Here is a 12,551-nt window from a genome sequence, read left to right on the forward strand (position 1 = left end):
ATCATTTTGCCTCCTTTTTCTTTTTCATCTTGCTAAGAAGAACTCGGATGATATAACCTGATGCAACAAAGAAGATGATAAGTGCAATTACAATTGAAACAATTTCAACTGGCACCCCTGCCTCATTCGGCATATTGCCGGCACCGTATTTCAGTGAACCGAATAGCGATGCACCAAAAATAACACCAAGTGGCGTATTAGCCCCTAATAAAGCGACGGCAATCCCGTCAAATCCAATACCAGTAAAGCCACCGCGAGTTACCATGTTACCAAATGTTCCAAGGGCTTCCATCGCTCCTCCAAGCCCTGCGAAAGCACCAGAAACAACCATTGATAGAATAATGTTCTTTTTCACGTTCATTCCCGCATATTGAGAAGCATGGTCGTTAAATCCGACCGATTTAAGCTCAAATCCGGTTTTCGTCTTCTCCAAAATGAACCACATGACTGCAACCATCGCCAGTGCGACAAAGATTCCGTAATGTAATGTAGAGAAATCAGTCAGATTAGATAAAAAGTCTGAACGCAGCGACGCCGTAGGGTGGATTCTTTCTGTCTTGTATCCACCTTCTGAAACCGCTTTTATCAACGCATTTACCGTATGAAGAGCAATGTAGTTCATCATGATTGTAACGATAACTTCGTGTACATGAAGCGTTGCTTTTAAAATACCTGGAATCAATCCCCAAAGTGCTCCTGCTAATGCCGCTGCAATGAGGGCAAGTGGTAAGTGGATGAATTTCGGTAGCTCAAATGCCATACCGACGTATGCCGCCGCAAACCAGCCGACAATCAATTGTCCTTCGACCCCAATATTGAAAAGCCCAGACCTGAATGCAAATGCAACCGCGAGACCTGCTAATATATAAGGGCTTATTTGTCGGATTGTTTCTCCGATTGAATACATATCCCCGAAAATCCCGTTCCATAATGCGATATAGCCCATAACCGGATTATATCCACTGAACCACATTACAGCTGCTCCCACAAGCAACCCCAAAATAATAGAGATGATGGGTACCAGTATATTTACAAACCTATTCGACATGGTTATCATCACCTTCTTTCAGCGTAACAGTAGCTTTGTCCCTGGATTGTCCTGCCATGAGAAGGCCGAGTTGCTGCTCTGTTGTTTCTGTCGGAATAACTGTATCAACAATTACTCCGTCGTAGATAACTGCAATACGGTCAGAGACGTTCATGACCTCATCTAGTTCAAATGATATGAGAAGGACTGCCTTACCGTTATCACGTTGTTCAATTAGTCTTTTATGAATGAACTCAATTGCACCAACATCAAGACCACGTGTTGGAAGTGCAGCAATCAGTAATTCCGGGTTGCGATCCACTTCTCGTCCAATGATGAGCTTTTGCTGATTACCGCCTGAAAGTGAACGGGCTAATTCATGCTCACCTTGTGTCCGCACGTCAAACATCTCTATGATTTCTTTTGCTTTCTTAGATACGTGTTTATAATTCATAATGCCCTTTTTGGATAGAGGTTCTTTATAATACGTTTGCAATGCCACATTATAGCCAACAGAGAAATCAAGAACAAGACCATGCTTGTGGCGATCTTGCGGAATATGACCGAGACCAGACTCTGTTATTTCACGTGGCTTTTTCCCAGTTACATCCTTAGAATCTATGAAAATTTTCCCACTTTTCACTTTACGAAGACCTGCAATTGCCTCAATCAATTCAGATTGTCCATTGCCGTCAATTCCAGCGATTCCTACGATTTCACCTCTACGAACGGAAAGATTTAAACCTTTCACTTTCTGAATTCCGCGGTAATCTTCTACAACTAGGTTCTCTACACGGAGAACTTCTTCTGCCGGATAAGAGGGTCCTTTTTCTGTTTTGAATGTCACTTGACGTCCTACCATCAATGTTGCAAGCTCTTCCGGGTTCGTCTCAGAAGTAATTACTGTTCCAATCCCTTTTCCTTTACGGATTATCGTCACACGATCGGACACATCCATTATCTCCTGAAGTTTATGCGTAATGATGATGATCGATTTTCCTTCGCTAATCAATTTCTTCATAATTGAAATCAGTTCAGTGATTTCTTGCGGCGTTAAAGATGCCGTCGGTTCATCAAAAATCAGAATTTCTGCTCCACGATAAAGCGTTTTCAAAATTTCTACTCGTTGTTGCATACCGACTGATATATCTTCAATCTTTGCATAAGGATCCACATCAAGCCCATAAAGATGCGAAATTTCAGCCACTTTTTTAGCGGCGTCTTTAACGTTGATCATTCCCATTTTTTTCGGTTCATTACCAAGAATGATATTTTCTGTGACAGTCAGATTTTCAACAAGCATGAAATGTTGGTGAACCATTCCAATACCCAAACCATTCGCGACGTTCGGATCTGTAATAGCGGTCGCTTTCCCTCGCACCCTAATTTCTCCACCTTCAGGCTGATAAAGACCAAACAACACGTTCATTAACGTTGATTTCCCTGCCCCATTCTCGCCTAATAGAGCATGAATTTCACCTTTTTCAAGCTGAAGAGTAATATCGTCGTTCGCAACAAAATTACCGAACTCCTTTCGGATGTTCAACATTTCAATAACATATTCCACTGGGTTCACTCCCTCGCGTCTGCGTATGTATACATCAATCACGCCTCGGTGTGATTGCGTCAAGATTTTAAATTGAGCTTGTGCCTGCTGGACGCAGGTATGCAACCTTTTCCGCAGGACGCGGCGTTCTTAGTCTGAGATAAATTAACACAAGAAAAAAGTCCTTGCACGGTATGTTTTCCTCTATTAATTTAAATGGAAATCATGAAGACCGAACTACATCGGCCTTCATGATTACTTATTTCTGTTATTATTTTTTAGCTCTGAATTCTGGCACTTCAATTTCACCATCAGCAATTTGCTTAGTGAATTTTTCTACTTCGTCTAATACATCTTGTGGGATTGCTCCGCGTGAATCAGCAAGTGCGATACCATCGTCAGCAAGACCGAAAGTTGTTACTTCGCCGCCTGGGAAATCGCCTTTAGCAGCTAGATCAGCTGTGTTTTTAACTGCAATATCAACACGTTTCAGCATTGAAGTCAATGTAATGTTATCCTCACCGATTTTACCTTCTTCGTACTGATCGGAGTCAACACCTATTACCCATACATATGCGTTTGAATCTGCTTTTTTACGTTCTTTTGCTTCAGAGAATACGCCGTTACCTGAACCGCCGGCCGCGTGGAAAATAATATCTACGCCTGAAGAATACATACGGTTTGCAAGTGCTTTACCTAGTTCAGCTTTTGCAAAATCGCCTGTATACTGAACATCTACTTTAAGTTCAGGTTTCACTGATGCAACACCTGCAAGGAATCCAGCTTCAAAACGCTCGATTACCGGAATATCCATGCCGCCAACAAACCCAATTTTATCGGATTTCGTCATATGAGCAGCTGCAACACCCGCAAGGAACGAACCTTCTTGCTCTTTGAACATAAGGCTTGCTACGTTCGGTAAATCAGAAACTTCGTCAACAAGTGCAAATTTATTGTCAGGACGTTGTGTAGCAATTTCTTCAATAGACTCTTTCAATAAGAATCCTATTCCGTAGATTAGATCGAAGTCACGTTGAACTAGTTTATTAAAGTTTGGCAGGTAATCAGCGTCTTCTTTTGATTGTAAGTAATCAAAACCGCCATCGCCTTTTGTATAGTTATTTTCTTTGCCGTATTCTTTGATACCTGTCCAAGCAGATTGGTTGAACGATTTGTCGTCAACGCCGCCTGTATCAGTTACCATCGCGATTGAAAAAGTATCTTCCTTCGGAGTGCTTGTAGAACCTTCTTTTTCTTTTGCTTTATCCGTTCCGCATGCACCAAGTAGTGTACCTGCTGCAAGAACCATTGATAAAGCAAGACCAAATTTACGTTTGCTCATTTGTGGAACCCCCTGTTTTCATTATTATATAGTAGGACGCGTTAGCGTCTTATACCCGTTTCCAGGAAACATAAATGTTGAAAAGTACTAACTAACGTTCGGATGAAGTGGGGGAATTCTGCTAAATCAAGTTAAATCTTTCTCGAAGATTCAGCATCCCATTACCTCATTCCCAGTGGTGCACTTCCTCGCGATTGCTTACTAACATAATAATGGTAGCTATAACTTCACACAAATCCTTGAAGGCTGGATTACTCAAGCCCCCCATGATTCTATTATTTAGTCGGATATTCAGGTACTACAATTTCACCGTCAGCGATTTTTTTCGCAAACTCATCAACTTTTGCAAGGACATCATCTGGAATCGCACCATGTGAATCCGTAAGCGCCATTCCATCCTCAGCTAGACCGTAAGTTTTCACTTCGCCTCCTGGGAATTTACCGTCACGTGCAAGTTCCGAAATATTTTTAACGGCTACGTCTACACGCTTAAGCATAGAAGTCAATGTAATGTTTTCATCCCCGACTTGTCCTTCTGCATATTGGTCGGAGTCAACACCAATGACCCAAACGGATGCGTTTTTATCGGCTGATTTACGTTCTTTTGCTTCAGAAAACACACCATTTCCTGTTGCGCCAGCAGCGTGGAATATAATATCTACACCTGAAGAATACATACGGTTCGCAACTGCTTTACCGAGTTCTGCTTTTCCAAAATCACCGGTATACTGAACGTCAACTTTAATGTCAGGGTTTACTGCTGCAACACCTGCTACGAAGCCCGCTTGGAATCGTTCTATAACTGGAATTTGCATTCCACCAGCAAAACCAATTTTATCGGTTTTTGTCATTAATGCAGCTGCTGCACCCGCAAGGAAAGCACCTTCTTGCTCTTTGAACATAATGCTGACCACATTCGGACTGTCAGCAATTTCATCGACAAGACCGAACATTGTGTCCGGATGCTGATCCGCAATTATTTCCATCGCATCTTTCAGAAGATAACCGATTCCGTATACAAGGTCGAAGTCACGGCGGACAAGTCTGTTCAAGTTCGGCTCAAAATCAGCGTCACCCTTAGATTCCAAGTAGTCGTAGCCGCCATCACCTTTCTCAAGGTTGTTTTCTTTGGCAAATTCTTGGATCCCTTTCCAAGCCGATTGGTTGAACGATTTATCATCAACACCGTTTGTGTCCGTAATCATTGCAATTGAAAAATTATTTTCTTTTGCTCCTTGTTTAGAACCTGTGCCTTCGTTGTTCTTTGCTTTCTCTGTTCCACATGCACCAAGTATTGTACCGGCAGCAAGAACCATCGTTAAAGCAAGACCAAATTTACGTTTGCTCACTTTTGGAACCTCCTCATTTTCTTCATTTTAGTAGGACGTATTAACGTCTTATACCCTTTTTCGTACAACATGAAAACTAAATTTATCGGCCCGGAAATAATTTTTCGAGTAGAGGACCATTTCGCCTTCCTCACTATAATGATGTTGCCGGAGGACAAGGAGCGGAATGTCGACACCACACCTCAGGATGGACGATGCTTCATCATCGTAACCTACAGGTTCAATATGCGCCACAGCTTGAACAATACGGATTGTACCTGACTTTTCGATTGCATCGAATAGGGAGTTATTCAATAATTCATCCGTACTAGACGAGAGATTTTTTGAAAGAACCTGGTCAATACAATAAACGACCGGATCGCCGTCCGCAGTCCTTACTCTTTTAATTGTAACTAGACGCTCATCTTCACCACATCCAAATTTTGCGATGCTTTCATCACAGGGTGCCGTCTCTAAAACGTCCATAAAAATCGTTCCTGGCTCCATCCCCGCATCACGAATCATAGAGGATACACTGGATAAGTTTTCGATGCCCGATGAAAATAATGGTTTTGGTTTAACGAACGTTCCAACACCGTGTTTACGGACAATGACTTTATCCTCCTCTAACACACGAAGTGCTTCACGGAGTGTTGCACGGCTGACACCCAACGTACGAGCGAGTTCAAATTCCGAAGGGAACCGCTCATTCTCTTTGAATATACCCGATTCAATGTCCTTTTTCAGACGTTCAATCACCTGGACATATAGATGCCTTTGGTCCGCCTTTACCATCATTACATCTCCCCCCTCAACGAGGTCAGACCTCTGATGTTAAACGTCACTACTAATCATCCATACTATATCACTTTCGTCATATAAAATAAACAATATTTCAAAAAATATTATCAATGTGTTCTTTTGACTTGATTAAATATACCTATTTTGTCACCCTTATTAAGTATGACTATCCAATTCGTCCTTACTTATTAGCACTTGACGTGGCTTGCTGCCTTCAGGCGGTCCCACAACCCCCCGCATTTCCATCTGATCTACAATGCGTGCCGCTCTCGAATAGCCAACCCTGAAACGACGCTGCAATAAGGAGACGGATGCTGTCTGCATATCCGTCACTAGTTGAACCGCTTCATCGTAATAGTCGTCTGTTTCTTCATGTGGCGCCACTTCTTCAATTTCTGTTGGAATCATTTCTTCTTGGTACTGGGCTTTCTGCTGTTCAATAACAAAATCGACGACTGCCTCAACTTCCGCATCCGTGACAAATGCACCTTGAATCCGAACCGGTTTTGCAACACCTGCCGGAAGGAACAGCATGTCCCCCCTACCCAGTAGTTTTTCCGCACCGCCACCATCCAAAATCGTCCTTGAATCGATTGACGATGACACCGCGAATGCAATCCTCGATGGAATATTCGCTTTAATGATACCTGTTATAACGTCAACACTTGGTCGTTGTGTCGCGATGATCAAGTGGATCCCAGCAGCACGGGCCATTTGTGCAAGCCTTGTGATTGAATCTTCCACATCGCTGGATGCAACCATCATGAGGTCCGCCAGCTCATCCACAATCACAACGATATACGGCATACGTGGATGCTTTTCCTCATTCTCTTCGTTCCAGACGACGATATGTTCATTGTATCCTTCAATATTTCTAGTTCCCGTGTGAGAAAACAATTCATAACGTCTTTCCATTTCAGAGACAACTTTCTTCAGCGCCTGAGATGCTTTCCGTGGATCCGTGACGACAGGTGCAAGTAAGTGAGGAACGCCGTTATAGACATTCAGTTCAACCATTTTAGGATCAATCATCATCATTTTCACTTCATGCGGTTTTGCACGCATTAAAATACTGACAATAATGCCGTTGATACATACACTCTTACCGCTACCTGTTGAACCGGCAATCAAAACGTGCGGCATCTTATTCAATTCTGCTAGCATCGCCTGCCCTGTGACGTCCCGCCCTAGCGAAATCATTAATTTTGAGTCGGGGCGATTATTCTCTTTTGCTTCAATAACTTCCCGCAGGCTGACAACAGCAACTGAACTGTTCGGAACTTCAATTCCGATTGCAGACTTCCCTGGAATCGGTGCTTCGATACGAATTCCGCTTGCAGCTAGTGCAAGTGCTATGTCATCAGCAAGGCTCACGATACGGCTTACTTTAACCCCCGTATCCGGTAACACTTCGTACTTCGTGACAGCCGGTCCAAGATGCACCTCAGTAACCTTCGCTTTCACGCCAAAACTAAGGAAAGTTCGTTCAAGCTTTTGCGCATTCGCCTGAATCGAATTGTACTCTTCCGACTGGTCGATAATTGGCGTTTGTTTCAGTAATGACGGGGGAGGTAAGATGTACGATTCGTTCTCCTCTTCTCCTGTCACACCTGTATAAGCATTAACTTCTACGGGAACTTCCTGTTGTTCCACTACCGCCACCTGCTCATCCTGAACTGGCTTATCTATCCGTTCACTAAACGCCGAAATAATCGGTTGTGATACAACCACTTCGTTTTCTGGTTGGAGTGGCGGCAGATTTTGCACAGATGGTTCATCCTCAGAATTAACTTTCTTCCTCGAGCGGGTCGTTCTTGATTCGCCAGAAGTTTTTTTAACTGCCGGCGCTTTTTTGGGTAATGAATCTTTCATCGACTTAAGCAGTTTCGGGAAATGATCGGCTACATATGGGACAAGCGCTTTTCCTGTTAATAGAACAACACCAATTAAAAATAATAAAATACCTGCAACCATTGCCCCAGCCGAATCAAACAACGAATAGAACATGGCAAATAGAATTGCCCCTGTCATTCCTCCCCCGAGCGCTCCACTTCTCGACGTGATGCCATCATTCGTGATAAGTACTTTCCATGTTTCTTTAAGCGCTGAACTCGACATAAGAACACGGCTTTCGTAGAGTTCCTTGAACAAATGGACATGGCTAAACAGAACGAAACTAGCCAGAATGAATAAACAGCCTCCTACAACACGGTTTCTCCATCCGCCCACTTTCTGTTTAATCATGAACATAAGCGCCTGAACAATGAGCAAGAGTGGGATTGCAACATGCCAGTTCCCGAAAATGAATCTTGACAAGGAAGAAAGGCCTCTCCCAACAATCCCGAATTCAAATATGATGATGATAGCAAAGCCAATCATCACCAAGCCCATCACCTCATATATCAACGGATGCAACTCGGATGACTTCTTTTTTTGCGCGGCCGATTTCTTTTTCTTCTTATTTGATTTCCTAGCCATGTATTAATGGTACCTCCTTTTCAAAAAAAGGGTTTCCCGCCGGTCAGACGGCAAGGAAACCCTTTGTAGCATTTTTAATAAATTAGAAGCTTACCAACTTAGATCCGTGTCAAGACTCCGGGCGCCAGACGCTCGGGACATAAGTCAGCCCAGCTAGGAAGGATTGGACTGCATCCTTCCCCGGAAAAGTTCGCCGCGCCGCCAGTCCTTCTTATGACTGTCGCGTCTAAGCGGCACCCTGCACTTTTCTTATGAATTAGTATTCCATTATTATAGGAATGATCATTGGTCTTCTTTTCGTTTGCTGATACAGATATGAACTAAGTGTATCGCGTATCTCTTGTTTAATGTTTGTCCATTCGAACGTCTCTTTATTCACATATTTCTCAACAATTTTTCTGACAAGATTTGCAGACTCTTCAAGAAGCTCTTCGGATTCACGTACATAGACGAATCCACGAGAGACAATTTCCGGACCTGCAGCGATGCGTTTCTGTTTACGGTTTAGTGTGACAACCACTGTAAAGATCCCATCCTGTGAAAGTAGTTTACGATCACGGAGTACGATATTTCCAACGTCCCCTACGCCAATACCGTCAATCAGAATATTACCTGCTTGAACACGTCCACTCATGCGCATCTTACTATTTTTATATTCGACAATGTCGCCTTTATCTGCAATAAATATTTGTGATTTTTGAAGACCCGTCTCCTGTGCAAGCTTGGAATGCGCAATAAGCATCCGGTACTCGCCTTGGATTGGGATGAAATAGCTAGGTTGCATTAAGTTCAGCATCAGTTTCAAATCTTCCGAACTACCATGCCCTGATACGTGGACATTCTTACTTGACGTAAGAACATTCGCACCCGCTTTTGCAAGATCATTCATCGTCTGGAACATCGAAACTTCCATCCCTGGAGATGGTGTAAACGTGATAAGAACTGTATCTGTTTCTTTGATACGTAAGTCTCTATGCTGTTTACGAACAATTTTTTCTAACGCGTCAAGTGGCTCGCCTTGGTTACCAGTCACGATAATGACAACTCGGTCATCGTCATACTTCTCGATTTCTTTGACCGGAATGACAATGTCATCGTCAACCGTTAAATAACCGAGTTTCAAGCCGACTTCGAAGTAACTTTCTAGACTTTTTCCAACGACTGCCACTTTTTTACCTGTTTCCAATGCCGTATCGAATACTTGCTGAATACGGATAAAATTCGACGCATAAAGTGCGACAAGAATTCTACCTTCTGCTCCGTGGAACGTTTTAGATAGACTTTTTTCAATAACCGACTCAGATGTCGTATAACCCGGACGCTCGGCCTCGGATGAATCCGACATAAGGATGAAGACACCTTCTTCACCAAGTGCCGCCATTTTCGCAATGTCGGGGCGGTACTTACCTTTAGCAGACTGATCGAATTTAAATTCTCCTGTATGGACAATTGCCCCTTCACTTGTATGGAATACGATTCCAAGTGAATCTGGTATGCTGTGTGTCGTATGGAAGAATGTTACGTACGTGCCTTTGAAATTCATGCGACTTTTGTTCGTCACTTCAAAAAACTTAACATTCGGGGGTGCCGGCATTTCTTTCAAATGTTCTTTTGCCAGTGCAATTGTCAACTTAGAACCATAGACAGGTGCCTGTACTTTTTGCAGAAGATAGGAAATCGAACCGATTGCATCTTCATGACCATGTGTCAGGAAGATTCCTTTTACGCGGTCTTTATTTTCTTCGATATAACTTATATCTGGAATGACGATGTCAATTCCAAGCATTTCTCCTTCAGGGAACATAAGCCCCGCGTCAACGATGAACAGTTCGTCATCAACTTCGACCACATACATTGCTTTACCGATTTCTCCAACTCCACCGAGTGGAATGATTCTAATTAGTTCATTTTTTGTTTTTGTCACTTTGTTTCCTCCTATTAATAATTCCCGTCCATAACGACTATATTTCATTATACGGGACTAGAGCTATCTGTACAAACAAAAAAAGCCGGTATTTGATACCGGCTCCGTTTAATTAAAAATATGAAGGTTTTTTCTATAGTTTTCCCAGACTTTATCAAAGGCTTCATCATTACCTTCAAGCCCTACCAGCGGCAGTCTGACTCCCCCAGTTTCGACACCCAGTTTTTCTAGCGCGTATTTCACCATTACAGGGTTGGGTGCAGTAAAAATTGCCCGGTATAAAGGAAGCAACGCCCTATGCATCGCACCCGCTTGTTCTGTCCGCCCCTCTTTGAAGGCAGCAATCATCTGTTGCATTTCATTACCCGCGACGTGTGAGGCGACCGATACGATACCTTTTCCGCCTATTGCCAGGGTCGGTAACGCCAATGAGTCGTCCCCGCTATAGACTGAAAACCCATCATCCGTCCCTGTAATAATATCAACCATCTGATCCAAACTTCCACTTGCTTCTTTTACCGCCCGGATATTTTTTATTTTTGATAAAGCGATAAGCGTTTCAGGAAGCATATTGACAGCCGAACGCCCCGGAATATTATACAACATCACCGGCAGACTGGTTTCCCCTGCAACTAGTGAGAAGTGAGCGTACATTCCTTTTTGGTCAGGTTTATTGTAATAAGGCGCGACGAGCATAATACCGTCAGCCCCTACTCGTTCCGCCATCCGTGTCAGCTTGATGGTTTCTTTTGTAGAAAATGTCCCCGTTCCCGCGATGACTGGTATGCGCTTATTTACTGCTTTTATCGCGAACGTAAAAAGTGCTTCCTTCTCTTCTACGGAAAGTGTAGGAGATTCGCCAGTCGTACCGCATACAACCAATGAATCACTTCCATTCGCAATCAGGTGCTCAATCAGTTTTCCGGTTTTGTCGTAGTCAATGTCTCCCGTTGCTGAAAAAGGTGTGACCATTGCCGTCGATACGCGTCCAAGTTCCATAATTATCAGCCCTTTACTTTTGTTTGTTAATTAAGCAGAGTTTCTGCGATTTGCACAGAATTTAGTGCTGCCCCTTTTAGGAGATTGTCCGATACAATCCACAGATGGAATCCTGCTGGGTGTTCTGGATCTTTTCGAATACGGCCTACAAACACTTCGTCCTTACCTTCTGCAAATAGTGGCATCGGATACAATTGTTTAGATGGATCGTCTTGGACGACGACGCCTGGTGCATTTTCAAGTAGAGCATGAAGTTCTTCTACAGAAACTCCTTCTTTACCAATTTCAATATAAACCGACTCAGAATGCCCCGTTACGACAGGAAGACGTACACATGTCGCTGACACGGACAATTTCTGATCACCAAATATTTTTTTTGTTTCATTCATCATTTTAAGTTCCTCAAGTGTGTAGCCTGAAGGATCGAAAGCATCAATTTGAGGTATCGCATTGAATGCGATTGGATAATGCCGTTCTGCTGAAGCAGATGGTAAAATAGTTGCTTCTGTTTTCGAGCGGTTTTCAAACTGCAAACTCTGACTTTCCAATTCATCAATTGCTTCAGAACCAGCACCTGATACTGCCTGATACGTTGAAACAATGATTCGATCCAGTCCAAACTTCTCACGAATCGGTTGCAACGCAGTCACCATTTGAATCGTCGAACAGTTTGGGTTGGCAATGATTCCTGTATGTCCGCTTAAAGCTCCAGCGTTCACTTCAGGAACTACTAACGGAATGTCTTCTATCATTCGGAATGCGCTCGTATTATCAATGACGACCGCTCCTCTTTTTACAGCTTCATGTGCAAACTTTTCTGAAATAGATCCACCCGCACTAAAAAATGCGATGTCAATGCCTTCGAATGATTCTGGAACCGTTTCTTCAACAATATAGTTATGGCCACCTGCAATGATTTCTGCACCTGCAGATCGCTTGGAGGCTAGCAGCTTAATTGATTGGACTGGAAAATTACGTTCAAGTAATTTTTCAAGAATTTTTGTACCAACAGCTCCCGTAGCACCGACTATTGCAACATTAACCTTTTTCATCTCTATCTCCCTTTCAGCTTATACGGATGCATAAATAATCAGGGCATGCATGTT

At 43.0% G+C, this 12,551-nt stretch carries 9 protein-coding genes; all 9 read right to left on the reverse strand.

All coding sequences use genetic code 11. The features are described 5' to 3' along the window. Nucleotide 1: 1 nt before the first annotated feature. The 9 genes from I2484_RS00265 to I2484_RS00305 all read right to left on the reverse strand — a co-directional run bounded on the left by I2484_RS00265 (nt 2) and on the right by I2484_RS00305 (nt 12,497). Nucleotides 2-1,048, reverse strand: a complete 1,047-nt coding sequence (locus I2484_RS00265; protein WP_207149027.1) for an ABC transporter permease — start codon at nt 1,046-1,048, stop codon at nt 2-4. Beyond that, the gene (locus tag I2484_RS00270) at nt 1,038-2,594 is read right to left on the reverse strand and encodes an ATP-binding cassette domain-containing protein (protein WP_207149028.1); all 1,557 of its coding nucleotides are present in this window, start codon (nt 2,592-2,594) and stop codon (nt 1,038-1,040) included. The genes I2484_RS00265 and I2484_RS00270 overlap by 11 nt, the downstream gene beginning before the upstream one ends. Before the next feature lie 250 nt (nt 2,595-2,844). After that, nucleotides 2,845-3,915, reverse strand: a complete 1,071-nt coding sequence (locus tag I2484_RS00275) for a BMP family lipoprotein (protein ID WP_207149029.1) — start codon at nt 3,913-3,915, stop codon at nt 2,845-2,847. 275 nt (nt 3,916-4,190) lie between these two features. Then, nucleotides 4,191-5,264 carry a BMP family ABC transporter substrate-binding protein gene (locus I2484_RS00280; protein WP_207149030.1) on the reverse strand — a complete coding sequence of 358 codons (1,074 nt, stop codon included), beginning with the start codon at nt 5,262-5,264 and terminating at the stop codon, nt 4,191-4,193. Between the two features lie 48 nt (nt 5,265-5,312). Further along, nucleotides 5,313-6,041, reverse strand: a complete 729-nt coding sequence (locus I2484_RS00285) for a GntR family transcriptional regulator (RefSeq protein ID WP_207149031.1) — start codon at nt 6,039-6,041, stop codon at nt 5,313-5,315. Between the two features lie 159 nt (nt 6,042-6,200). Continuing rightward, the gene (locus I2484_RS00290; protein ID WP_207149032.1) at nt 6,201-8,522 is read right to left on the reverse strand and encodes an FtsK/SpoIIIE family DNA translocase; all 2,322 of its coding nucleotides are present in this window, start codon (nt 8,520-8,522) and stop codon (nt 6,201-6,203) included. Between the two features lie 256 nt (nt 8,523-8,778). Continuing rightward, complete coding sequence (locus I2484_RS00295; protein ID WP_207149033.1) at nt 8,779-10,446, reverse strand: RNase J family beta-CASP ribonuclease; 1,668 nt, start codon at nt 10,444-10,446, stop codon at nt 8,779-8,781. 108 nt (nt 10,447-10,554) lie between these two features. Continuing rightward, nucleotides 10,555-11,445: a 4-hydroxy-tetrahydrodipicolinate synthase gene (gene dapA, locus I2484_RS00300; RefSeq protein WP_207149034.1), complete on the reverse strand. Its 891-nt coding sequence runs from the start codon at nt 11,443-11,445 to the stop codon at nt 10,555-10,557. A 26-nt stretch (nt 11,446-11,471) separates the two neighbouring features. Continuing rightward, nucleotides 11,472-12,497 (reverse strand): aspartate-semialdehyde dehydrogenase, encoded by a 1,026-nt coding sequence (locus tag I2484_RS00305; protein WP_207149035.1) that lies wholly within the window; start codon nt 12,495-12,497, stop codon nt 11,472-11,474. Nucleotides 12,498-12,551 lie beyond the last annotated feature (54 nt).

Origin of the sequence: Sporosarcina sp. E16_8, from assembly GCF_017347095.1 — a bacterium.
Lineage (GTDB): Bacteria > Bacillota > Bacilli > Bacillales_A > Planococcaceae > Sporosarcina.

Excerpts from the sequence above, each read along its gene's own strand:
- I2484_RS00275 (WP_207149029.1), bottom strand. The coding sequence starts at position 3,915 with ATGAGCAAACGTAAATTTGGTCTTGCTTTATCAATGGTTCTTGCAGCA.
- I2484_RS00265 (WP_207149027.1), bottom strand. The coding sequence starts at position 1,048 with ATGTCGAATAGGTTTGTAAATATACTGGTACCCATCATCTCTATTATT.
- dapA (WP_207149034.1), bottom strand. The coding sequence starts at position 11,445 with ATGGAACTTGGACGCGTATCGACGGCAATGGTCACACCTTTTTCAGCA.
- I2484_RS00305 (WP_207149035.1), bottom strand. The coding sequence starts at position 12,497 with ATGAAAAAGGTTAATGTTGCAATAGTCGGTGCTACGGGAGCTGTTGGT.
- I2484_RS00290 (WP_207149032.1), bottom strand. The coding sequence starts at position 8,522 with ATGGCTAGGAAATCAAATAAGAAGAAAAAGAAATCGGCCGCGCAAAAA.
- I2484_RS00285 (WP_207149031.1), bottom strand. The coding sequence starts at position 6,041 with ATGATGGTAAAGGCGGACCAAAGGCATCTATATGTCCAGGTGATTGAA.